This is a genomic window from Rhizobium sp. K33 (assembly GCF_056501445.1).
In genome coordinates this window covers 1,175,890-1,198,216 of the sequence record NZ_CP096478.1, presented here as the reverse complement: position 1 = coordinate 1,198,216, position 22,327 = coordinate 1,175,890, and the positions used below count along the sequence as shown (strand labels likewise).

At 62.9% G+C, this 22,327-nt stretch carries 27 protein-coding genes and 1 pseudogene; 13 read left to right on the top strand and 15 right to left on the bottom strand.

Annotated features, from left to right (window positions below; all coding sequences use genetic code 11):
- Window positions 1–172 precede the first annotated feature (172 nt).
- From M1E12_RS05925 to M1E12_RS05915, 3 genes are all read left to right on the top strand, one after another.
- The gene (locus M1E12_RS05925) at window positions 173–2,452 is read left to right on the top strand and encodes an FdhF/YdeP family oxidoreductase (protein WP_479564059.1); all 2,280 of its coding nucleotides are present in this window, start codon (window positions 173–175) and stop codon (window positions 2,450–2,452) included.
- A gap of 142 nt (window positions 2,453–2,594) precedes the next feature.
- Window positions 2,595–3,338, top strand: coding sequence for a cytochrome c oxidase assembly protein (locus M1E12_RS05920; RefSeq protein ID WP_479564058.1), 744 nt, complete (start codon window positions 2,595–2,597; stop codon window positions 3,336–3,338).
- Window positions 3,338–3,838 carry a CopD family protein gene (locus M1E12_RS05915; protein WP_479564057.1) on the top strand — a complete coding sequence of 167 codons (501 nt, stop codon included), beginning with the start codon at window positions 3,338–3,340 and terminating at the stop codon, window positions 3,836–3,838. The genes M1E12_RS05920 and M1E12_RS05915 overlap by 1 nt, the downstream gene beginning before the upstream one ends.
- On the opposite strand, the gene M1E12_RS05910 is transcribed toward M1E12_RS05915, so the two are convergent.
- Window positions 3,816–4,322: a DUF2231 domain-containing protein gene (locus M1E12_RS05910; RefSeq protein WP_479564056.1), complete on the bottom strand. Its 507-nt coding sequence runs from the start codon at window positions 4,320–4,322 to the stop codon at window positions 3,816–3,818. The two genes, M1E12_RS05915 and M1E12_RS05910, sit on opposite strands and share 23 nt — an antisense overlap.
- A 42-nt stretch (window positions 4,323–4,364) precedes the next feature.
- On the opposite strand from M1E12_RS05910, the gene coxB reads away from it, so the two are divergent.
- The 3 genes from coxB to M1E12_RS05895 are packed head-to-tail and all read left to right on the top strand — an operon-like array spanning window position 4,365 to window position 7,922.
- Window positions 4,365–5,063, top strand: a complete 699-nt coding sequence (gene coxB / locus M1E12_RS05905; RefSeq protein WP_479564055.1) for a cytochrome c oxidase subunit II — start codon at window positions 4,365–4,367, stop codon at window positions 5,061–5,063.
- A complete protein-coding gene (ctaD, locus tag M1E12_RS05900; protein ID WP_479564054.1) occupies window positions 5,060–7,585 on the top strand; it encodes a cytochrome c oxidase subunit I in 2,526 nt (841 codons plus the stop codon). The genes coxB and ctaD overlap by 4 nt, the downstream gene beginning before the upstream one ends.
- Window position 7,586: 1 nt before the next feature.
- Complete coding sequence (locus M1E12_RS05895; protein ID WP_310238148.1) at window positions 7,587–7,922, top strand: hypothetical protein; 336 nt, start codon at window positions 7,587–7,589, stop codon at window positions 7,920–7,922.
- A gap of 9 nt (window positions 7,923–7,931) precedes the next feature.
- Here the strand turns inward: M1E12_RS05895 and M1E12_RS05890 are convergent, their stop codons facing one another.
- The 4 genes and pseudogenes from M1E12_RS05890 to M1E12_RS05875 all read right to left on the bottom strand — a co-directional run bounded on the left by M1E12_RS05890 (window position 7,932) and on the right by M1E12_RS05875 (window position 10,365).
- On the bottom strand, window positions 7,932–8,405 hold the full coding sequence (locus M1E12_RS05890) for a VOC family protein (RefSeq protein ID WP_136542622.1): 474 nt from the start codon (window positions 8,403–8,405) through the stop codon (window positions 7,932–7,934).
- 457 nt (window positions 8,406–8,862) lie between these two features.
- Window positions 8,863–9,297: pseudogene (locus M1E12_RS05885) on the bottom strand (DUF2155 domain-containing protein); the annotation flags it as partial.
- A gap of 93 nt (window positions 9,298–9,390) precedes the next feature.
- Complete coding sequence (locus tag M1E12_RS05880) at window positions 9,391–9,789, bottom strand: NADH:ubiquinone oxidoreductase subunit NDUFA12 (RefSeq protein ID WP_113459445.1); 399 nt, start codon at window positions 9,787–9,789, stop codon at window positions 9,391–9,393.
- Between the two features lie 108 nt (window positions 9,790–9,897).
- Window positions 9,898–10,365, bottom strand: a complete 468-nt coding sequence (locus M1E12_RS05875; RefSeq protein WP_479564053.1) for an N-acetyltransferase family protein — start codon at window positions 10,363–10,365, stop codon at window positions 9,898–9,900.
- A gap of 57 nt (window positions 10,366–10,422) precedes the next feature.
- Between M1E12_RS05875 and M1E12_RS05870 the strand changes: the two genes are divergently transcribed.
- Entirely contained in the window at window positions 10,423–10,857 is a 435-nt protein-coding gene (locus tag M1E12_RS05870; RefSeq protein WP_479564052.1) for a hypothetical protein, read from the top strand.
- Between the two features lie 31 nt (window positions 10,858–10,888).
- Here the strand turns inward: M1E12_RS05870 and M1E12_RS05865 are convergent, their stop codons facing one another.
- A complete protein-coding gene (locus M1E12_RS05865; protein ID WP_136542546.1) occupies window positions 10,889–11,386 on the bottom strand; it encodes a GNAT family N-acetyltransferase in 498 nt (165 codons plus the stop codon).
- 4 nt (window positions 11,387–11,390) lie between these two features.
- Complete coding sequence (gatB, locus tag M1E12_RS05860; protein ID WP_479564051.1) at window positions 11,391–12,893, bottom strand: Asp-tRNA(Asn)/Glu-tRNA(Gln) amidotransferase subunit GatB; 1,503 nt, start codon at window positions 12,891–12,893, stop codon at window positions 11,391–11,393.
- Between the two features lie 139 nt (window positions 12,894–13,032).
- On the opposite strand from gatB, the gene M1E12_RS05855 reads away from it, so the two are divergent.
- The gene (locus M1E12_RS05855; RefSeq protein WP_479564050.1) at window positions 13,033–13,338 is read left to right on the top strand and encodes a DUF1294 domain-containing protein; all 306 of its coding nucleotides are present in this window, start codon (window positions 13,033–13,035) and stop codon (window positions 13,336–13,338) included.
- A gap of 14 nt (window positions 13,339–13,352) precedes the next feature.
- On the opposite strand, the gene M1E12_RS05850 is transcribed toward M1E12_RS05855, so the two are convergent.
- On the bottom strand, window positions 13,353–13,862 hold the full coding sequence (locus M1E12_RS05850) for an N-acetyltransferase family protein (RefSeq protein WP_479564049.1): 510 nt from the start codon (window positions 13,860–13,862) through the stop codon (window positions 13,353–13,355).
- A gap of 274 nt (window positions 13,863–14,136) precedes the next feature.
- On the opposite strand from M1E12_RS05850, the gene M1E12_RS05845 reads away from it, so the two are divergent.
- Together M1E12_RS05845 and M1E12_RS05840 are read left to right on the top strand one after the other, a co-directional pair.
- Window positions 14,137–14,394, top strand: coding sequence for a YjhX family toxin (locus M1E12_RS05845; RefSeq protein ID WP_479564048.1), 258 nt, complete (start codon window positions 14,137–14,139; stop codon window positions 14,392–14,394).
- A gap of 259 nt (window positions 14,395–14,653) precedes the next feature.
- A complete protein-coding gene (locus M1E12_RS05840) occupies window positions 14,654–14,944 on the top strand; it encodes a type II toxin-antitoxin system RelE/ParE family toxin (protein ID WP_479564047.1) in 291 nt (96 codons plus the stop codon).
- A gap of 2 nt (window positions 14,945–14,946) precedes the next feature.
- On the opposite strand, the gene M1E12_RS05835 is transcribed toward M1E12_RS05840, so the two are convergent.
- The 4 genes from M1E12_RS05835 to M1E12_RS05820 form a co-directional block, all read right to left on the bottom strand.
- Window positions 14,947–15,402, bottom strand: coding sequence for a GNAT family N-acetyltransferase (locus M1E12_RS05835; protein ID WP_113459435.1), 456 nt, complete (start codon window positions 15,400–15,402; stop codon window positions 14,947–14,949).
- 20 nt (window positions 15,403–15,422) lie between these two features.
- Window positions 15,423–16,904, bottom strand: a complete 1,482-nt coding sequence (gene gatA, locus M1E12_RS05830; RefSeq protein WP_479564046.1) for an Asp-tRNA(Asn)/Glu-tRNA(Gln) amidotransferase subunit GatA — start codon at window positions 16,902–16,904, stop codon at window positions 15,423–15,425.
- A 75-nt stretch (window positions 16,905–16,979) separates the two neighbouring features.
- Window positions 16,980–17,267, bottom strand: coding sequence for an Asp-tRNA(Asn)/Glu-tRNA(Gln) amidotransferase subunit GatC (gene gatC, locus M1E12_RS05825; RefSeq protein ID WP_479564045.1), 288 nt, complete (start codon window positions 17,265–17,267; stop codon window positions 16,980–16,982).
- A 66-nt stretch (window positions 17,268–17,333) separates the two neighbouring features.
- Window positions 17,334–18,038, bottom strand: coding sequence for a metal-dependent hydrolase (locus tag M1E12_RS05820; protein ID WP_136542554.1), 705 nt, complete (start codon window positions 18,036–18,038; stop codon window positions 17,334–17,336).
- 149 nt (window positions 18,039–18,187) lie between these two features.
- Between M1E12_RS05820 and M1E12_RS05815 the strand changes: the two genes are divergently transcribed.
- A complete protein-coding gene (locus M1E12_RS05815; protein ID WP_136542555.1) occupies window positions 18,188–18,484 on the top strand; it encodes an alkylphosphonate utilization protein in 297 nt (98 codons plus the stop codon).
- Window positions 18,485–18,504: 20 nt separating this feature from the next.
- Window positions 18,505–19,002, top strand: coding sequence for a Holliday junction resolvase RuvX (gene ruvX, locus M1E12_RS05810; RefSeq protein WP_113459430.1), 498 nt, complete (start codon window positions 18,505–18,507; stop codon window positions 19,000–19,002).
- On the opposite strand, the gene M1E12_RS05805 is transcribed toward ruvX, so the two are convergent.
- Entirely contained in the window at window positions 18,936–19,271 is a 336-nt protein-coding gene (locus M1E12_RS05805) for a DUF6105 family protein (protein WP_113459429.1), read from the bottom strand. The genes ruvX and M1E12_RS05805 overlap by 67 nt on opposite strands.
- Window positions 19,268–19,453: a hypothetical protein gene (locus M1E12_RS05800; protein ID WP_377343015.1), complete on the bottom strand. Its 186-nt coding sequence runs from the start codon at window positions 19,451–19,453 to the stop codon at window positions 19,268–19,270. The genes M1E12_RS05805 and M1E12_RS05800 overlap by 4 nt, the downstream gene beginning before the upstream one ends.
- 203 nt (window positions 19,454–19,656) lie before the next feature.
- Here M1E12_RS05800 and M1E12_RS05795 point away from each other — a divergent pair, with 203 nt between their 5' ends.
- Entirely contained in the window at window positions 19,657–20,592 is a 936-nt protein-coding gene (locus tag M1E12_RS05795) for an AEC family transporter (RefSeq protein WP_479564044.1), read from the top strand.
- Here M1E12_RS05795 and M1E12_RS05790 read toward each other — a convergent pair.
- Window positions 20,574–22,217, bottom strand: a complete 1,644-nt coding sequence (locus M1E12_RS05790; protein WP_136542558.1) for an acyl-CoA dehydrogenase family protein — start codon at window positions 22,215–22,217, stop codon at window positions 20,574–20,576. The two genes, M1E12_RS05795 and M1E12_RS05790, sit on opposite strands and share 19 nt — an antisense overlap.
- Window positions 22,218–22,327 lie beyond the last annotated feature (110 nt).

Here is a 22,327-nt window from a genome sequence, read left to right as displayed (position 1 = left end):
CGAGGGCAATAAAATGTGATTCCGCGTTGTCTTCGAACGGCGAGCGGAACTTTCCTGAACACGCCCCGGACGATCACCGGCTCGTGTAGGTTTTCGGACCTGATTTTAACGCAACCAATCCCTCCCCCAGTCGTTCCTTCTTCCGGACCACCACATTCCAAGGGAGCGGACGATGGCAAAGGGTGATGCAACGGTGAGCTATGACGGGCCGGCCGGTGGGTGGGGATCGCTTCGCGGCATCGCCCGTATTGCGGGCAAGGAGGGCGTGAGCCCCGGTGCACTCGCGACGCTTCTCGAGCAGAACAAGCCGGGCGGCTTTGCCTGCGTCTCCTGCGCCTGGACCAAGCCTGCCGATCACCATCCCGTCGAGTTCTGCGAGAACGGTGCCAAGGCGACGCTCTGGGAGCTGACGAGCCGGGAGGCCACGCCGGATGTCTTTGCCCGTCATACGGTAACCGAACTCAAGACCTTCAGCGATTACGATCTGGAGCAGCTTGGGCGGCTCACGCATCCGATGCGCTATGATCGGGCGAGCGATCACTACGTGCCGTGTTCCTGGGACGAAGCCTTTGCCGAGATCGGACGCGAGCTGAAGGGGATGGATCCGAAAAAGACTGTCTTCTACACTTCCGGCCGGGCGAGCCTCGAAACATCCTATTGCTGGGCGCTTTTTGCCCGCGCCTATGGCCACAACAATCTGCCCGACAGCTCCAATATGTGTCACGAGACGACGTCGGTGACGCTGAAGAAGGTCATCGGCTCTCCGGTCGGCACGGTCGTGCTGGACGATTTCAAGCATTGCGACGCGATCTTCTTCTTCGGCCAGAACACCGGCTCGAACAGCCCGCGCTTCCTGCATGTCCTGCAGGCGGCCGTCAGGCGCGGCTGTCGGATCGTGACCTTCAACCCCGTGCGCGAGCGGGGGCTGGAAAGCATGATCAACCCGCAGGAGCCGACGGCCATGGTGACCGGGCATGAGACGGCACTCTCCTGCCAGTATCATCAGGTCAAACCGGGCGGTGACATCGCCGTGCTGCTCGGGCTCTGCAAGCATGTGCTGGCCGCTGACGATGCGGCGCGGACCGATGACCGCCATGTCATCGACCGGGCCTTCATTGCCGAACACACCGTCGGCTTCGAAGAGTTCGAAGCGCGGGTGCGTGCGGTCGAGTGGGCGGAGATCGAAAGGGTCTCCGGCCTCACCCGCGCCGCCATCGAGGCGGCAGGCGCCGTTTATGTCGAAGCGGAGAAGACCATCGGCATCTACGGCATGGGGCTCACCCAGCATGTGCACGGCTTCGAGAATATCTCCACCTATGTGAACCTGCTCCTGATGAAGGGCAATATCGGCCGTCAGGGGGCCGGTATTTCGCCGGTGCGCGGTCACTCGAATGTCCAGGGCCAGCGGACCGTCGGCATTGCAGAGAAGCCGGAGCTCGTGCCGCTCGACCGGCTCGCCGAGATGTTCGACTTCACCCCGCCGCGCGAGAAGGGCCTGAACACGGTCGAGGCCTGCGAGGGGATCCTGAAGGGCGAGATCGACGCCTTCATCGGGCTTGGGGGCAACTTCCTGCGCGCCGTGCCGGAGCAGAAGGCGATGGAAGACGCCTGGCCGGGCATGCGGATGACGGTGCAGATCGCGACCAAGCTCAATCGCGGCCATCTCTTCAACGGCGAGGTTGCCTATCTCCTGCCCTGCCTCGGGCGCAGCGAAATGGACCATCTGACCGGCAAGCCGCAGGTGGTGACGATGGAAGACAGCCTGAGCTGCGTACATGGTTCGGTCGGCAAGCGCACGCCGGCCAGCGAGCACCTGAAGTCGGAGATCGAAATCGTCAGCCGGATCGCCGAGGCGGTCCTGCCGCAAAACCCGAAAATGCCCTGGGGGCAGTGGGCGCGCGATACGGCGATGGTGCGCGATCTGATCGAGAAGACCTATCCCGAGCAGTTTCGCGATTTCAACGCCCGCATCTTCACCCCCGGCGGCTTCTATCGCGGCAATTCGGCGCGTGAGCGGCATTGGAAGACGGAGAGCGGCAAGGCCGAGTTCGTGACGCCGGAAGCGCTGTCGGCAACGGGCTATGAGGATGCGCCGGGCCGGATGAGCCTGATCACCATGCGCAGCAATGACCAGTTCAACACCACCGTCTACGGCTATAGCGACCGCCTGCGCGGCATCGAGGGCAAGCGCGACGTGCTCCTGATCAGCCCGCGTGAGATCGAGCGCCACGGGCTGACGGTCGGCGAGCGTGTCGCACTGGTGTCGGATGCGGGTGACGGCATCGACCGTCGGGTCGGCGGGCTGGAGGTCATGCCGTTCGATCTGCCGGATGGCTGCGTCGGTGGCTACTATCCCGAACTCAATCCGCTCGTGCCGCTGTCGCATCACGATCGGGCCTCGAAAACGCCGGCCTACAAGTCGGTTCCGGTGCGCATCGAACGGGGCGGCTGAGCCGTTTCCGAACTTTCGGGAACAATGGAACAATCGGCATGGAACAATATGCCAGCACGGGTGTTGCCTTCGCAGGGCGGCAGCCGGAAGGCCGGTTTGCCGTGGCAGCCGACATGTTGAACGCCGAACGGGGATAGGCATCATGAACCTCGACATCTACTGCGGTCCGGCGCCGACACCGGACATGCTGTGGCGTGACTGGAACTTCGATCCGCCGCTCCTGGCGGCAATCGGCGCATTCTTCGTCCTTTTGATCACCACAGCCGGCACTCGGCTGCAGCGGATGGCGGCGCTCGCCGCGCTCGTCGTCCTGCTGGTCGCCTTCGTCTCGCCGCTTTGCGCGCTGGCATCTGCCCTGTTTTCCGCGCGCGTCCTGCATCACATCCTGCTCGTTACCTTCCTCGCGCCCCTCATCATTCTGTCGATCCCGCCAAAGGCGCGTGAGCGGCAGCCGCTCCCCGCGCAGCTTTCCTTCCTGGTGCACACCATCCTGATGTGGACCTGGCATGCGCCAGGGCCCTATCTCTTCGCCCTTTCGTCACCCTCGGCCTATTGGCTGATGGAGCTGACGCTGATCGGTTCGGCGGTCTGGCTGTGGTACGATATCCTGTCGCCGCGGCGCACCGTCGGCCCCTCGGTCGCACTGCTGCTCGGCACGACGATCCAAATGGGCATGCTCGGCGCGCTTCTCACCTTCTCGCGGGAGCCACTCTTTGCGGCGCATCTCGACACAACGCATCCCTTCGGCCTGTCGCCACTGGCGGACCAGCAGCTTTCGGGGCTTCTTATGTGGGTGCCGGCGGCCCTGCCCTATCTCTTCGCGGCTCTTTTGAAGCTGCGCAGCCTGTTTGCCGGGCGCAGCTTCGACAGCGAGGCGCCGCGCTGATGATCGCCTTGCTCAAGTTCGTGCATATCGCCGCCATCGCCATCTGGACCGCCGGTCTGATCAGCCTGCCGAGCCTTTATGTCCAGCGGGCCTTCGTTCAGAGCGATGACGCCCTCTACCGCATGCAGCGGATGACGCGGTTTGCCTTCGTGGTCTTGATCTCGCCGGCCGCCTTCATCGCGGTCGCGAGCGGCATTGCTCTCAGTTTTGCGCGGGAAGTCTTTGCGCCCTGGTTCTCCTGGAAGCTCGCCTTTGTCGGGCTGCTTGCGATCTTCCACGTCTTTTCGGGCCTGGTGGTCATTCGCCTGTTCAAGGAGGGAGAGGTCTATCCCGCATGGCGCTTCGTGGTGGCGACCGCCAGCTGCTGCGCCGTGGTGCTGGCGATCCTCGTTCTGGTGCTGGCCAAGGAGGCGCCGCAGATCTCGCTGCCGGCCGTGATGTCGGAGCCGGGCGGCCTTGGGCGCCTGCTTGAACCACTCAATCCTTGGGCGACACCATGAGGCCGATACCGTGATCGAAGATCAGCTTGCCACCGTGCCAGCCCGCAACACCCGTCAACACGGCCGCCAGAACCGAAAGCAGCATGCCATGGGGCAAGACGACATCCGGTTCGATCAATCGCAGGCCCCAGTTGGCGCCGGCAACGGAGATCAGGGTGATGGCCGCGATTGCATGGGCCCAGCTCGCCGCGCGGGCACGGATGCCGGCCACGAGCAGCAGTTCGGCCGTACCGACGATGCCGGCCGCAACGCCTGCGAGGAAGGCCGTGCCCGAGGTCCACACCCCGACGCGCAGCCAGAACGGGTCGGCGCTGAACCAATAGAAGATGTCGACCGCCAGCGTGCCGAAAACCAGCGCGATCGGGAAATGCACGCTCATGGCATGCAGCGGATGGCCGGCGACCGCAATCGCGGAGGTCTTGTCCTTTTCTTCCAGCTGCTCGATGACGGGGTTAACAGTGTCGGTCTCAGATGTTTCGGCCATGGGGGTTCTCCGTTTGCGGGGGAAAGGCCCGGCATCGGCCGATTGTTCCATCGCCTTGCCGCGGTCAGCTTCGGCGCGCTGCTGCTGACGTCCTGCAGTGGTGATCTTTCGACGCTGGAGCCCGGTGGTCCCTATGCCGGTGCGATCGCCGATCTCTGGTGGATCATGCTCATCGGCTCCGGCCTCATTCTCGGGCTGGTGCTGGTTCTGCAGGCCCTGGTCTTCTTCAAACCCGGTTTTGGCCGACGCCTCTCGCCCAAGGGCTGGATGATTGCCGGCGGTCTCTTCCTGCCCATTCCGGTGCTGGTCGCGCTGATGACCTATGGCATGGCACAGGGCGAATACCTCATCGGGGCCTGGCAGCGCGAACCCGTCATGGCGCGGGTCGAGGCGCGCAGCTCGATGTGGCGCTGGGACTTCCGCTACCCTGATCTGCCGGGCGATCTCACCACCGACGGAACGCTGCATATCCCGGCAGGCGGCGTGGTCGAGGTGCGGGTCACCAGCGACGACGTCGTGCACAGCTTCTGGATCCCGCGGCTTGCCGGCAAGATCGACGCGGTGCCCGGACATGAAACGGTGGTGCGGATCAAGGCCGATGTGCCGGGCCGCTATGGCGGCATTTGCGCCGAATATTGCGGTGTCGGCCATGCCGGCATGCGCTTCACCGTCGAGGCGCATGCGCCCGAAACCTATCGCCAGAGACTGAATGCACTGTCCGCAGGAGCGCCCGCCCCATGACCGACGCCAGACCCGAAACCGGGTATACGACACCAAAGACGGCGGTGCGGCTGCATCATGAGCTCGAGGCGGTCTGGGGATCGGGCCGCGGGCTGGAACGACTGTCGGCGGTGAACCACACCGTGGTCGGCAAGCGGTTCATGGTCACGGCGCTCGTCTTCTTCGCGATCGGCGGTGTGCTTGCCATGCTGATCCGGGCGCAGCTCGCCTCGACCAACAGCGCCTTCCTGGATGCCGCCCAATATGCCCAGGTCTTCACGATGCATGGCGTCATCATGATGTTCCTGTTTGCCATTCCCTTCTTCGAGGGGCTGGCGATCTATCTCCTGCCGAAGATGCTGGGTGCCCGCGACCTCGCCTTCCCGCGCATGTCGGCCTATGGCTACTGGTGCTACCTCTTCGGTGGCTCCTTCCTCGTAGCGGCACTGGTCTTCGGCATTGCGCCCGATGGCGGCTGGTTCATGTATACGCCGCTTTCGTCGCGCCCCTATTCCCCCGGCATCAATGCTGATGTCTGGCTGCTCGGGATCACCTTCGTGGAAATCTCGGCGCTCTCGGCGGCGATCGAGATCATGGTCACCATCCTCAAGCTCCGGTCACCCGGCATGTCGCTCACCCGCATGCCGATCTTCGCCTGGTATATGCTGGTGGTCGCGGCGATGATGCTGATCGGCTTTCCGCCGCTGATCCTGGGTTCGATCCTGCTCGAAGTGGAGCGGGCCTTCGACCTGCCCTTCTTCGATCCGACGCGCGGCGGCGATCCGCTGCTCTGGCAGCATCTCTTCTGGCTGTTCGGCCATCCGGAAGTCTACATCATCTTCCTGCCCGCAGCCGGTGCGCTTTCGACGATCATCCCAGTTCTCTGCCGCACGCGGCTCGAGGGCTACGGCCTGATCGTGGCGGCGATCGTTGCCATGGCGTTCTTGTCCTTCGGGCTCTGGGTCCACCACATGTATACGGTGGGCATCCCGCATGTGGCGCTCTCCTTCTTCTCCGCCGCGAGCGCGCTGGTCGCGATCCCGACGGGCATCCAGATCTTTGCCTGGCTTGCGACCATGGCGCATGGAAAGCCGCGCCTTTCGATCCCGATGCTGCATGTATTCGGCTTCTTCTTCGTCTTCGTGGCGGGTGGCCTGACCGGCGTGATGCTGGCCATGGTGCCCTTCGACTGGCAGGCGCATGACACGCATTTCGTCGTGGCGCATCTGCATTACGTGCTGGTCGGCGGCTTCGTGTTCCCGATGATGGCGGCGGCCTATTACTGGCTGCCGCACATCACGGGGCGACAGCCTGTACAGCATCTGTCGAAGCCGGCCTTCTGGCTGGTCTTCATCGGCTTCAACGTCACCTTCTTCATCATGCATCTGACGGGATTGCGCGGAATGCCCAGACGCGTGTTCGAATATCCGCAAGAAGCCGGTTGGGAGGTGTTGAACTTCATCTCGTCGGTCGGCGGCTTCGTGATGACGATCGGCTTTGCGCTGGTGGCGCTCGATCTCATCATGCTGATCCGCCATGGCAGGCCTTTCCGTCGGGACCCGTGGGAAGCCGGTACGCTCGAATGGGCGACGCCGACCCCGCCGCCCTCCTACAATTTCGGCTCCCTGCCGCATTTCGACACGCGCGGCGATGCGCTGGAACCGCGCAAGCTCGGCCCGGAGCTCGCCGCCGGTCGCGGCTATCTCGGCTTCATGCGCAATGGCTGGATGGAGACGCTGAGCGTCGACATGGTGAGCGGCCGGCTCGATCATGTCGTGATCCTGCCGCGCCCGACCTTCCTGCCGCTCTGGACGGCGATGGCAACCGCCGTCTTCTTCGCGAGCCTTCTCGCCAAGCTCTACTGGCTGACACCTCTGGCTTTCATTGCTGTCGTTGTCCTCTTCTTCCTGTGGACGCCATCGACCGGGCTCAAGCAGGAGATCGGACCGCTGGAGATCGGGCGCGGCGAGCGTGCGCTGCATCACCAGGAGGTGGCACAGCCTCCCTCCTGGTGGGCCGTGGTCTTTGCGCTGGCCGCCAATGCAACGCTCTACACGTCATTGGTCTTCGGCGCGTTTTTCCTCTGGCTCTCGGCCCCCAACTGGCCGCCGCCGGATCTCGACTTCACCTTCGTCCTGCCCTCGCTCGTTGCGGCGGTCGGATTGACGGTGGCCGCGATTGCCGGACGCATGGCCAACGGCCAGCCTGGGCGTACGGTCACCGCACTGGTGGTGGCCTTGGTCGCCCATCTGGCAAGCGTGGGTGCTGTCGCCGTGCTCCTGATGTCGATCCCAGCACCGACCGGTCATGCCGCATCGGCCGCCGCCTTTGCCGTGGCCGTCTATGTCGGTTTCCATGCGGCCATCGGTGCGGTGCTTGCGATCTACGGCCTGTGGCGCTGGAACACCGGGTTCATCGGTCCGTCACGGGTGCTCGATCTGCGGATCGGCCGTCTCTGGCATGATTACACCGCCGTCGCCGGCCTGATTGGTCTCGCCTTCCCCTTCGTGCTGCAAAGCCTGACCGGGATCGGGGGGCGCTGAGATGAAGGTTTCTCCCTTCCTCCTGCTTCTGACTGGCTTCGTGATCTGGTCCGGCGCCTTCCTAGCTCTCTACGGTGCTCAGGCCACCGGCTGTCACCTGGGCTGGCACCAGGTCGAGATCGGACCGATCTCGGCGCTGCGCCTGCTGCTGGCGGTGATGCTGGTGGCCACCGTTTCGCTGATTGCCGGGCTGCATGTCATCGCAGCACGGTCGCTCGGCGAACCACAGAGCGAAAACGCCAGACTGCTGATCAAAATCGGCGGCATGCTGCAGGCGGCAGCACTGGTCGCAACCGTCATCACCTATGGTGGCGTGATGTGGCTGACGCTTTGTTAGAGGGGACGGTCAGCCCCGCCTTGCCGCGTCGATTTTCGCCACGTCGATCTTGCCCATCTCCATCATCGCCTCGAAAGCGCGCCTGGCTTCGTCGCCGCCGGCGGCCAAGGCTTCGGTGAGGGTGCGCGGCGTGATCTGCCAGTTGATGCCCCATTTGTCCTTGCACCAGCCGCAGGCGCTCTCCTGGCCGCCATTGCCAACCATGGCGTTCCAGTAGCGGTCCGTCTCCTCCTGATCGTCGGTGGCGATCTGGAAGGAGAAGGCTTCGGAATGTTTGAAGGCCGGTCCGCCGTTCAGTCCCAGGCAGGGGATCCCGCAGACCGTAAAGTCGACGGTCAGCACATCACCCGCCTTGCCCGAGGGATAATCGGAGGGCGCGCGATGGACGGCCTTCACCTGGCTGTCGGGGAAGATCGAGGCGTAGAAGCCCGCCGCCTCTTCGGCGTCGCGGTCGTACCAGATGCAGATGGTGTTCTTTGCAATCGCCATTGTCTCTCCTCCCAGACGCGTCTGTCGCCGCATTGCACGTCTGCAAGCGGTTGAGGTCAAGACGGAAAGTGAGATGCGAGCAATTTGGCCTTCGGCCGGGGCGCGGTCAGCTGACAGCCGGGCGGACAGCGCCCGGCAGAAGCGCCGATCAGAACAGACCGACGCCCGGGGGCGGTGTCACCTGCGTCTGTGGCGGCAGGGGCTGGCCTTCGGGAATGAGATCGTCCTGCTGCAGCCCGTCCTGTTCCGGCAGCGTGCCGCCGATGATCTCGTTCGGCACCTCGACGGGCGCTTCGAGCGGCGGAACCGCGGCCTGGTTGGGATCACCGTTCAAACCCGGATCCTGGGCCGGATCCTGCGTCGGATCGGTGATCACGGCACCCGGATTAGCCGAGGCTGCGGCGGGCGCCGGCGTTGCGGCATCGGCGGGCTTGTCGGGTTCCGGCGCCGGCTTTGCAACCGCCTCGACACCCGGCGGCGGCGGGACTTCCGACTCGACCTTGCAGCCGGTCAGCCAGACGTCATAGATCGGGTGCTCGACGGCGTTGAGCGCTGGGCTGTCGGCGAACATCCAGCCGGAGAAGATGCGGCGGATCTTGCGGTCGAGCGTGATCTCGTCGACCTCGATGAAAGCGTCGATCTTCTGAGCTTCCGACTCATCGCGCGAGTAGCAGACCTTCGGCGTCACCTGGAGCGCGCCGAACTGGACGGTCTCGTTGACATAGACGTCGAAGGTGGTGATGCGACCGGTGATCTTGTCGATGCCGGCGAATTCGGCGACGGGGTTTTCGAGGCGGGCGGCAACGGCTTTGTCAGCAAGGCCGATCGTTGCCGTGGCAGCAAGCCCGACAACCGGAATGGCCCATGCCCATGCACTCAATTTCATCATCCCGCTCGCTTTCGTGGATCCTCTGAAGCCCAGATACAAGAAGGGCCTCACAAGAGAGGCCCTAATGCCGGATTATGGCCAAATCGGGTATCAGCCGCCCGGCGTCCAGGCGTCGTAGTCGCCGGTAACGCGCGGACGCTCGCCGGTGGCGGCGATCGAACCCTGGGGGCGATAGGCGGCAGGCGTGCCCGTCTGGTTCGGACGGTGTGCCTTTTCCCACTCGCGCGGCTTGTAGTCTTCCTTCGACGGCGGCGTGTCGGTGCGATAGTGCATCCAGCCGTGCCAGCCGGCGGAAATCTTGGAGGCTTCGGCGTAACCGTTATAGATGACCCAACGCTTCGGCTGACCCCAGCTGGTCATCGGGCCTTCGTAATAGACATTGCCGAACTCGTCTTCGCCGACACGCTTGCCGTGACGCCAGGTGAAGAAGCGGGTCCCCATGGTCTGACCGTTCCACCAGGTGAAGATCTGCAAGAGAAGCTGCTTCATCGTGTATCCTTGGGCAATTACCGCAGGCCGTGGCAAGGCCTTGTCGATCCTTTGTCGCTTATGCCGCCTGGACTTGCGCTTGTCCAGTGATTCCCCGTCGCACCCCCTTCATTTCAGCTTCAACTTGAAACCGATATGAGACGGCGTGAAGCCGAGCCGTTCGTAGAAGCGGTGGGCATCCTTGCGCACTGCGTTGGACGTGAGCTGCACGAGACGCATGCCGTCCTGGCGGGCGCGTTCAATGGCAAACTCGATCATGACCGCGCCGATGCCCCTGCCCCGCATATCGGCGCGGGTCTGCACCGCCTCGATGATCATGGCGGAGGAGCCGCGGCCGGTCAGCGTGGTGGTGACCATGGTCTGGAAGGTGCCGACCACCTCGCCGCCGAGTTCGGCGACGTAGAGGGTCTCGTTCGGGGATGCGTTAATGCGGGCGAAGGCTGCGCGATAGTCCGGCAGCGCCTCGGGCTCTGTGGTGTCGCCATGACCGCCGAGAGGGTCATCGGCGAAGAGCGCGACGATCGACACCAGATCATTCTCGGTTGCTTCCCGGATCACGACTGTTTCCACTTGCATGCTGCCCCCGCTGTTGCGCTAGTTTGCAGGTCCATAACGACCCCGGGGGACTTCTTGATGACAGGCATGCAACGACTGCTGACAATTTTGTGCGTAACTCTTTCGGCGGCCGCCGTGCAGGCGCAGGAAGGCGGACGAAAGGCGATCGCCTTCGTGCAGGCGCCGGAAATGGGCGCGGGCGTTTGCGTCGAGAGCGACATGGACGGCGCCATCGACTGCGCCATGAAACAATGCATGGAAAGTGGAGCGACCGCAGAGGATTGTCAGGTGAATGCCACCTGCTATCCGGCCAACTGGAGCGTCGACGTCTTCATGATGGCGGATGGCGGGCCGCATTGGCACCAGTATTCCTGCGGCTGGCAGACCAGGGAGCTGGCGCTGAAAGCGGCAGAACTCGCCTGCAGCGACGCCAAGGAGAACAACCTGATCGAATGCAGCGCCGTTCAGCTGGTGGACGAAGAGGGCACGATCCTCGCGCCACCGTTCGAGTGATCCGGGACGTACGTGAAAAGCAGAAAGCCGCTCACTTGAGCGGCTTTTCCATGATCACAGCCTCGATCCCGCTGTCGGGACCGCCACAATTCTTCGTCCGGTCGACCTCGACGAAGTCATGCGCCTCGTAGAAGGCGATGGCGCCGTCGTTCTGGGGCTCGACTTCCAGCCTCAGGATCTCGGCATCCGGGAAACAAGTCTCGATCTCGGCGAAGAGATCGCGGCCGATGCCCTGACGCTGGTGGTCGGGATGGACATAAAGCTGGTGCAGCACGGCGGTCTTGGTCAGCTTTTCGGACATGGCCGCGAAAGCCATGCCGCCGATCCGCTTGCCATCGTCCGCTACGAGATATTCGCCGCCCTTCACGTGAATGCGCCGCTTGATTTCGGCCGGCGAATGCCAGGCCGCAATCAACTCGGCGACCTTGGCCGGTCCATAAAACCGGTCATAGGTCGCGTGAAAACTCTGCGTCAGCAGGGCGCGGAGCGGTTCGACATCCCGGTCGTTGGCCGTGCGGACGAAGAACAAGCGCTTACTCCTCGATGCCCAGCTTGGCCTTGACCAGCGCCTGGACGGCCTGCGGGTTGGCCTTGCCGCCGGTCGCCTTCATCACCTGACCGACGAACCAGCCGGCCAGCGTCGGCTTGGCCTTCACCTTCTCGACCTGATCCGGGTTGGCAGCGATGATCTCGTCGACGGCGCGCTCGATGGCGCCGGTGTCGGTCACCTGCTTCATGCCGCGCGCTTCGACGATCTCCGCCGGGTCGCCACCCTCGTTCCAGACGATCTCGAAGAGGTCCTTGGCGATCTTGCCGGAAATGGTCTCAGCCTTGATCAGGTCGATGATGCCGCCGAGCTGAGCGGGGGAAACCGGAGTCTCTTCAATGCCTTTGCCGGCTTTGTTCAAGGCGCCCAGCAAGTCGTTGATGACCCAGTTGGCAGCCGTCTTGCCATCGCGGCCCTCGGCCACGGCTTCGAAATAATCGGCAATCGCCTTTTCCGACACGAGCACGGAAGCGTCGTAGACCGAGAGGCCAAGTTCGGCGACGAAGCGGGCCTTCTTGTCGTCGGGCAATTCCGGCAGCGTCTTCTTCAGTTCTTCGACGAAGGCGTCGTCGAACTCGAGGGGCAGCAGGTCCGGATCGGGGAAATAGCGATAGTCATGCGCGTCTTCCTTGGAGCGCATGGAGCGCGTCTCGCCCTTGTTCGGATCAAAGAGACGGGTCTCCTGGTCGATGACGCCGCCGTCCTCGAGGATCGCGATCTGACGACGGGCTTCGTATTCGATGGCCTGGCCGATGAAGCGGATCGAGTTGACGTTCTTGATCTCGCAGCGCGTGCCGAATTCGCCGCCCGGCTTGCGCACGGAAACGTTGACGTCGGCGCGCATCGAGCCTTCGTCCATGTTGCCGTCGCAGGTGCCGAGGTAACGGACAATCGAGCGCAGCTTGGTCATATAGGCCTTGGCTTCGTCGGAGGAGCGCATGTCGGGCTTCGACACAATTTCCATCAGCGCGACGCCAGAGCGGTTCAGGTCGACATAGGACATGGTCGGATGCTGGTCGTGCATCGACTTGCCGGCATCCTGTTCAAGATGCAGGCGCTCAATGCCGATCTCGATATCCTCGAAATTGCCCTGACGGTCGGGACCGAGCGAGATGATGATCTTGCCTTCGCCGACGATCGGATCCTTGAACTGCGAGATCTGATAGCCCTGCGGCAGGTCCGGATAGAAGTAGTTCTTGCGGTCGAAGATCGAGCGCTTGTTGATCTGCGCCTTCAGGCCAAGACCGGTGCGCACGGCCTGCTTGACGCATTCCTCGTTGATGACGGGCAGCATGCCAGGCATGGCGGCATCGACGAGCGAGACGTTGGAGTTCGGCGCATTGCCGAAGACGGTCGAGGCACCCGAGAAGAGCTTGGAATTCGACAGCACCTGGGCATGGACTTCCATGCCGATGATGACTTCCCAGTCACCGGTGGCACCGGGAATGAGGCGTTTCGGATCAGGCGTGCGGGTGTCTACCAGGGTCATCGGATGCTCGTGTCATGCGTGGACGTGTTGATCCGTGAGGTAGAGCAATTGCGCCCAAGGTGCAAGGCTTTGAGGGCAGCCAGCCGGATGACCTTCCGTTGACGGAAAAGGCACGAAGCTCGGCTACTATATCCCGGACATGACCATCGACAGCCTCCTCACTCTGCTCGCAGTCTTCGCCGTCTGGAACGGCCTTGTCTTCGGCGTCTATGCCTTCGACAAAATCTCCGCCCAGCAGGGCGGCTGGCGCGTGCGCGAGGACACGCTGATCCTTCTCGCCATCGCCGGCGGCGGACCCGGAGCAATGCTTTGCCAGCGACTGCTGCGCCACAAGACGCGGAAACCGCCCTTCCCTGTCCTGCTCCCGCTCATGGCGGCGCTGCATCTCGTCCTTCTGGTCGTATTCGGGCTGTTTCCGCAGGTGTTGTCCCACGCGATCGGCTAGCCGACGGAACCCGGTCAGAATTCCTGACCGTAGCCGGCACCGCCGGCTTCCGAGAGCGACTTTGAGAGGCCGACCGATTGCACGTCGCGATCGAGCTTCGGATTGTAGGTGACGGTCAGCCAGTTGACCGCATAGCCGTTCTTCTCGAAGAATTTCAGCGCGTCTCCGTTCATCGCGTGAGTCTGCAGACGCGCCACCGAAAAGCCCTGCGACTTCAGCCCCTCTTCGACGGCGTTGAGGAGTGCTGTGCCGAAGCCTTGGCCCTCGTGGTCGGGATCGATCCAGAAATCCGTGATGGTCTCGTCCATGTCCTCGCGCGCGGCCCAGCCGACGACACTCCCGGACTTTTCGATGACGGTGATGGTGATCCAGCCTTCCTGAGTGAAGGCGGCAAAGGCATCCCGGGCATTGGCCGCCATCTCGGCGGCCTCTCCCACTGACGCCATTGCCTTGCGCCAGGCGCGCATGCCGATCTCCGTGAGGAGCTCTGCGTCGTCCTGGTGAGCCTTGCGGATCGTGACCATCCTCACCTCTTCAATTGAGCCAGTTAAACATCCGTGATGATTCTTGACCAGAGTGTGTGTCCCTGACGCAATGGACGCAGGCGAATGGCTTATGCTATTGGCCGTTCGTCTACAGGAGTTTTGATGTTCGGTTTGTCCGAGACCCGGTAAAGGCCCTGCCCGCGATCCCACAGTGATCGACCGGCCAGGGCCAGAAAACGAAGCCCCGACGCTCATACAGCGCCGGACCCGTTTTCATGCGCGCGTTGGAGCGCGCTTCTCCGGACATCAAACCATGGATATTTCACGCTCAGACCAGCGTATCCTTCACCTCATGGCCCAGGGCGGCTGGATCGAAATCCATCGCGACGAGCGGCGCAAGATCGAGAAGGCCTTGTGCTTTTCCCGCGACGGCTGGCTCTATCCCGGCTTCGACCTCGAGCTTTTCCGCAGGCTGAAACGCCTGAGGGCGATCAGCTCGAAGGAGGGCAAACCGTATCGCATCACCGAACGGGGCCTGCGGCTCGTGAGGGCGGAACTGGACAACCGGTGACGCCGAAGGCCGTTGCCGCGGAAACGCGGTGCCGGCCGTCAGGAGGCAATTGGCCTTAGCCATAAGTTGCGCTATTCTCTTTCTATGGCTGAACCGAAATCAGAAGCTTCAGAAGACATACACTTCGCTCCGAAGTCGTCGGCGGTGTCGCCGACGGAGTATGAGGCCTGGAAAGTCGAGAAGATCAACAAGGCACTCAGACAGTGCGAGGATCGTGACGCCATGATCCCAGCGGCTGACGTGTGGGAGCGCTTTGGCTTTGAACGTTGAGTTCTCACCACAAGCCAATGCAGATCTCCTTGCCATTCATGCCTACATCTCCGATCAGGACAAACTCGCTGCCGACCGAATTCTGTCGCGCCTTAGGCAGGCCACGGAAACGCTGAGGCATCATCCCTTGCTGGGGCGAACGGGCGCAGTCTCCGACACACGCGAATTACCGGTGCACGGGCTTCCCTACACGATCATCTACCGGATCGTCTCAACCGCCCAAATCGATATCGTGACCATTCTCCACCAGCGGATGCTGTATCCGCCGACCGAGGGGTGAGGTCAAAACACCTGCTGCATCTTCACCTTGTCGACCGCCATTCCCATGGACGGCGAATGCTGCATGCCGCGCCAGACAATCGAAAAGCCCAGATCCTTGTAGAGCCGGATCGCGCCCTCGTTGGCGGCATGCGTATCGATCCTGGCGCGCTTCAAGCCTTCGGCGCGCATCTCGCGCAGCGTGTTGGAAATCAGCGCCGAGCCGATCCCGAGCCCCTGGTGGGCGGGGCTCACCCACAGATCGGAAATATAGTCGCGAGCGCCGTCGCGGGCGGTCCATCCGGCAATCTCGTCCCCGAGTTGCCCGACCGTGATCAGGCTGAAATGCTCCTCGGCGAAGCGCCGAAAGCTCAGGCGGATCTTGACCATCATCTCGACGCCGAAGGCATTGAGCACCGGATTGGCGGCCCAGGCGTCGAAACCGACGCGGCCGACGCTTTCCGCATCGGCCGCTGTCATGTCACGGATGACGAAGTCCCTTACCACCACTTGGCCGGCGTGAACTTGCCGGCAGCCTGTTCGATGACATGGGCGGTCTTGAAGAGGGTTTCTTCCTCGAACGGCTTACCGATCACCTGAAGTCCGAGCGGCAGGCCCTTCTTGTCGAGGCCGGCGGGAACCGAGATGCCCGGCAGGCCGGCCATGTTGAGCGTGATGGTGAAGACGTCCTGCAGGTACATCTTGACCGGATCGGCAGCCAGTTCCTTGTCGCCGATGGCGAAGGCAGAGGATGGCGTGATCGGCGCGAGGATCGCGTCGACGCCGGCTTCGAAAGCGAGTTCGAAGTCGCGCTTGATCAGCGTGCGAACCTTCTGGGCCTTCAGGTAGTACGCGTCGTAGTAGCCAGCCGAGAGTACGTAGGTGCCGATCATGATGCGGCGCTGGACTTCCTTGCCGAAGCCGGCGGCGCGGGTCTTCTCGTACATGTCGACGATGTCCTTGCCGTCGACGCGCAGGCCGTAGCGGACGCCGTCATAACGGGCGAGGTTGGACGAGGCTTCAGCAGGCGCGACGATGTAATAGGCCGGAAGGGCGTACTTCGTGTGCGGCAGGGAGATGTCGACGATCTCGGCACCGGCTTCCTTCAGCCAGGCGATGCCTTGTTGCCAGAGCGCGTCGATTTCTTCCGACATGCCCTCGACGCGGTACTCCTTGGGAATGCCGATCTTCATGCCCTTCACGGAGCCGCCGATCGCCTTTTCATAGTCCGGAACCGGGAGATCGACCGAGGTCGTATCCTTCGGGTCGACGCTTGCCATGGACTTCAAAAGGATTGCGGCATCGCGCACGTCGCGGGCGAGCGGGCCGGCCTGATCCAACGACGAAGCGTAGGAGACGATGCCCCAACGCGAGCAGCGGCCATAGGTCGGCTTGATGCCGACAGTACCGGTAAAGGCAGCCGGCTGGCGGATCGAGCCGCCGGTGTCGGTGGCGGTCGCACCGGCGCAGAGATGGGCGGCAACGGCTGCAGCCGAGCCACCGGAGGAGCCACCGGGCACGAGCTTCTCGTCGGAGCCTTTGGCCTTCCACGGGTTGACCGCCGGGCCGTAATAGGAGCTCTCGTTCGACGACCCCATGGCGAATTCGTCCATGTTGAGCTTGCCGAGCATGACGGCACCGGCGTCCCAGAGGTTCTGGGTCACGGTCGACTCGTATTTCGGCTTGAAGCCATCGAGGATGTGGCTGCAGGCCTGGGTGTGGACGTCGCGGGTGGCGAAGAGGTCCTTCACGCCGAGCGGAATGCCTTCGAGCACGCCGGCCTTGCCTTGGGCGATGCGGGCGTCGGACGCCTTGGCCATGTCACGGGCAACATCCGGGGTCACGGCGACATAGGCGTTCAGCGCGCCGTTCGCACCCTCGATAGCAGAGAGATAGGCATCCGTCAGTTCAACGGCCTTGATCTCCTTGGCGGCGAGTTTCGCGCGGGCTTCCGCGATGGTGAGGCTGGTCAATTCGCTCATGGCAGGTTCACTTCAAACTGTCGACGGGCCGGCGGGCCCAAGAAAAACGGGAGGCGCTCTGTATTCCGAGGCGTCTTACTCGACGACCTTCGGCACCTGGAAGAAGTTGCGGTCGGTGGCGGGCGCATTAACGACGATGTCGTCGGCCTTGTTGCCGTCGGTAACGGCATCTTCGCGCTTCTTCATGGCCATCGGCGTCACCGAGGTCATCGGCTCGACGCCGGTGACATCAACTTCGTTCAGCTGCTCGACAAAACCGAGAATGCCATTCAATTCCCCGGTCATGCGTGCGGCATCCTCCTCGCTGACAGCGATGCGGGCAAGGCGGGCGACGCGCTTGACGGTGGCGAGGTCAACAGACATGGCATTCTCCGGATAAGCTGTTTTCTTCGCTATAATGGCCGTCAAGCGCAGGTGCAACGGGGTTTCTCAGACCTCGATGGCCGATCCCGCCTCAGGCGTGGCGACCCGGGTGCGGGTTCCGTCCATGCCGGCCACGAATTTCTCCGGCGTCTGGTCGATGATCGGGAAGGAGCCGTAGTGGCAGGGGATCGCCGTCTTGAAGTCGAAGAAGCGCTGGCAGGCGAGTGCGGCGACGGCACCGCCCATGGTGAAGCGGTCACCGATCGGCACGAGGCCGACATCCGGCTGGTGCAGTTCGTTGATCAGCTTCATGTCCGAGAAGATGTCGGTGTCGCCCATGTGCAGAACCGAGGCTTCGTCGTCGAAATGGAGCATCAGGCCGTTGGCATTGCCAAGCGCATGTGAAACGCCATCCTCGGTGATCTGGGCGGAGGAATGCAGTGCATTGGTGAAGGTGACCGTGAAGCCCTCGAAATGGATGGTGCCGCCGGTATTGCCCATTTCCAGCTTGTCGACACCCTTGGCTCCGAGCCAGGCGGCGAGATCGGCATTGGCAAGCACCGTTGCGCCGGTTTCCTTGGCCAGCTGAACCGTGTCGCCGACATGGTCGCCATGGCCGTGGGTGAGCAGGATATGCGTCACGCCCTTGGTCATGTCCTTGCGGTCAAGGCCTGCAAAACCCGGATTGTGCGTCAGGAACGGGTCGATCAGGATCGAGGCCTTCGCCGAGTCGAGACGAAATGCGGCGTGGCCGAGCCAGGTGATTTTCATGATGTCAGTCTCCGGTCTTGAAATGTCTGTCGGAATATATGGCGATCGTTTGTTTCGGCAACGGGCACAACCAGTTGCCTCGCCCCTCCCGCTGGTTTAAGCGACCAGCATGACAGCCGTAGCGCTCTCAGCGCAAGAAAGGAACGACCATGGCCGATGACGACTACGTGTATGACGAAGCGACCGGCGAATGGCGTCCGGCCTCCGAGATGGCGGCAGCGGCAGCGGCCAAGCCGGTTGCACGCGACGCCTCCGGAACCGAACTTGCCGACGGCGACTCGGTGGTGCTGATCAAGGACCTGAAGGTGAAGGGCGCCGGCCAGACCTTGAAGCAGGGCACCGTCATCCGCTCGATCCGCCTGACGGACGATCCTGAGCACATCGACTGCAAGCACGATGCGATCAAAGGCCTAGTGCTGAGAACGGAATTCGTGCGCAAGCGCTGAGCGACGGGAAACGGACCATCATGGCGACGCTGACGATCGAAGAACTGGCAGAACGGTTGAAACCCGGCGAGGCGATTGCGGGCCTCGATCTCGGCACGAAGACGATCGGGCTGTCGGCATCGGATCTCGGACGGCGTTTCGCCACCCCTCGCCCCGTCATCAAGCGGGTGAAGTTCACCCAGGATGCCGAGGTTCTCCTGGCCTTTGCCGCCAAGGAAAAGGTCGTCGCCTTCGTCATAGGGCTTCCCGTCAACATGGACGGCTCATCCGGTCCCAGGGTCCAGGCCACGCGCGCCTTCGTGCGCTCGATGTCCGAGAAGACCGAGATCCCCTTCGTTTTCTGGGATGAGCGGCTTTCGACGGTCGCTGCCGAAAGGGCGCTCCTGGAAATGGATGTTTCCAGGGCCAAGCGCAGCGAACGGATCGATTCCGCCGCTGCGAGCTTCATTCTTCAGGGCGCGCTGGACAGGCTCTCGGCACTTGCGCGTGCCTCGGACAATTCCGCCGACTTTTCCTGACGCGCCACCCACCAGGCCTTGATCTGCTTGCGGCGGCGGAAGCCGATGATGGCAAACAGGATCAGGCTGTCGACGATGATCGCGCGCAAGACCAGCGGCGGAATGGTTTCCGGCGGAATGCCGAGCACATTTCCGTAGATCTGGAACACCAGATCATGGGCATCGCGCGTCAGCATGAAGATGCCGAAACTCATGTCGTAGTAGGACAGACCGTACCAGGCGCCCAGGAGCGTGATGGGCAGAGCCCACAAGAGCAGAAGTGTCTTCATGCCGTTTCCGCCTTTCGATCGAACGGCAAGTCATTTGCCGCGGGCCAGCTTTCCACCAGCCATTTCAGTGACGCCATCACGGTCAGCACGGCAGCCGGAACGGCGATATCGAGCGCCAATCCCGAAAAGAAGACCATCATCATGATGGTCGCTACCGGCCGTGCGAAAACCGCGTCCGTCACCACTCTGCCCTTTAACGTCTGTCCCGCCCAAAAGGTGACCCTTTCGGCGCCAAGGCGCAACGTAAACCCTTTGTTAAGGTTAACGGCGACTGTGGATGAGCAGTTTCAGAGACATGGGCGAAAATGTCTTCCGGACACGATTTTCGATTGAAAGGCGGGGTTGCGGGGTCTACCCCTCGCCTGCCCGCCATTCTGGACCTGTCATGCTCATCATCTTCGAAAGCATCCTGCCGATCTTCCTCCTCGTGATTCTCGGGGTCGTGCTGAAGCGCACGAGGCTCATCAACGAGAGCTTCTGGAGCGGACTGGAGCAGTTCGGCTATTTCGTTCTCTTCCCGGCCCTTCTCTTCGAGACACTGTCGACGACCAACTTCTCCTCGATGAACAGTGGCGGCATCGGGCTGGTGTCGCTGATGGCGGTCTGCGTGATGACGGCGCTTGTGCTCGCCATCTGGCCACTGCTGCGTCGCCAGGGCATGGCGGGCCCGACCTACACTTCTGTTTTCCAGACATCGACGCGCTGGAACGGTTTCATGGCGCTGGCGATCGCCGAGAAACTGACCGGGGAGACGGGTCTGGCGGTGATCGCCATCATTATGGCGTCCATCATCGTGCCCCTGAACCTCATCAATGTCGGCGTGCTGGTCTGGTTCTCAGGCGAAAGCCGCGGGCTGAAGACCTTCGTGGTCCGCATCATCACCAACCCGATCATCATCGGTGCCGCACTGGGCGTCGGTGTCAATCTCGCCGGTATTACGGTCTATGCGCCCGTCATGACGGCCATCGACCTGATCGCGAGTGCCTCCCTTGGCCTCGGTCTGGTGACGGTCGGCGCCGGCTTGAGGATCGCCGATGCGCTGAAACCACAGGCCAGCGTGTTGCTGACGCTTGGCTTCAAGCTCCTGGTCTTCCCGACCGTGGCGGTCGCGCTGGCGCTCGCCTTCGGTTTCTCCGGCGAAATCGTGGTAATGATTGCGCTCGGCGCTGCCGTGCCGACGGCGATGAACGGCTATGTGCTGGCCAAACAGATGGGCGGCGACGCCGATCTTTATGCGGCAGCGGCAACCGTGCAGACGGTCGCCGCCTTCTTCACCATCCCGGTCGTGCTCTACTTCGCCGGTCAGGTAGCCGGCGGATAGAGCAGATCGATGACGTAACGGGAATCGAATCGCGCATCGAGAACGCCGTAGGTATGGCGCCAGCCGCCGGCCAGACGCGATTCGAGGAAGGCATCCGCGATCTTGCCCGCGCCTAAGCGATAGAGTTCTGCGGCACCGGCTGCGAGCGCCAGTTGCTCAATCAGCAGACGTCCGGCGGCCTCATCCTGTTCGGCGAGCGCTGTCGCTGCGCGCAAGACTTCGACGGTCTTCTTGCCGGAGGGGCCGAGATCCCGCTCGAGGCCGGCAAAGAGGGTCTCGAAGAGATCCTTGCCGCGGCTTAGGACACGCAGAACGTCGAGCGCCATGACATTGCCGGAGCCTTCCCAGATCGCGTTAACAGGGGCTTCGCGATAGTGACGGGCGATCGGGCGCTCCTCCACGTAACCGCTGCCGCCGATGCATTCCATGGCTTCATAGATCAGCGACGGCGCGATCTTGCAGATCCAGTATTTGGCGACCGGCGTCATGACACGGGCATAGGCTGCATCAACAGGGCTTTCGCGCGCCTTGTCAAAGCTGTCGGCGAGGCGGAAGGCCAGCGCCGTGGCAGCGGCGACATCGAGCGCCATGTCGGCCAGCACACGGGTCATCAAGGGCTGGTCGATCAACGTCTTGCCGAAGACCATGCGGCCGCGGACATGGTGGACCGCTTCCGCCATGGAGGCGCGCATGATGCCGGCGGAGGCGAGCGCGCAATCGAGGCGCGTCAGCGTCACCATGTCGAGAATGGTGCGCACGCCGTCACCAGGCGTTCCGAGCAGGAAGCCGAAGGTTTCGGAGAACTCGACCTCGGACGAGGCATTCGAGCGGTTGCCGAGCTTGTCCTTCAGGCGCTGGAATTCGAGACCGTTGGCGGAACCGTCTTCCAAAAGCCGGGGCACGAGGAAGCAGCCCATGCCGTCCTTGGTCTGGGCGAGCATGACGAAGGCATCACTCATCGGGGCGGACATGAACCACTTGTGGCCGGACAGGCGATAGATCCCCTCGCCTACCCGCTCTCCGCTCGTGGTGTTGGCGCGGACATCCGTGCCGCCCTGCTTTTCGGTCATGCCCATGCCGATGGTGACGGCGCTCTTCTGCATCGGCGGCTTGTTGCTGCTGTCGTATTTGCGCGACAGGATGCGCGGCGTCCATTCCTTCTGGACAGCCGGCGAGGCCACGAGGGCTGCCACCGAGGCGCTGGTCATAGTGAGCGGGCAGAGATGACCCGATTCGAGCTGAGCGGTGAGGAAAAAGCGGACGGCGCGGGCCTTGTGTTCGTGACCGCGCGCTTCCGGCGCATTTTCCCAGACGGAGGAATGCAGGCCAGAGGCCATCGAGCGGCGCATCAGGGCGTGCCAGGCCGGATGGAATTCAACGACGTCGAGCCTTTCGCCGCGCACGCCGTGGGTGCGAAGCTGCGGCGGGCTGGCATTCGCCATGCGCGCCAGTTCCTGCGCTTCCGGCGAGGTCACATATTTGCCGATGACATCATATTCCTCGCGCAGCGGGCGCGACAGCGAGGATGTCAGATCGACGAGCAGCGGATCGGCGCGGTAGGCATTGACGCCGGACCAGGGCTTGGGCTGGTTCAGCGCTGCGAGTTTTTCTTCAGTCCGGTTCATCAATCCTGCCGATCTCGAAAGAAGACATGCATTGGTCCGCCAACGCCTCGCCTTCGTCATTTTTCCGTTGGTCGGAGCATCCAGGGCGCAAAAAACGCCGGTGTTCCCTA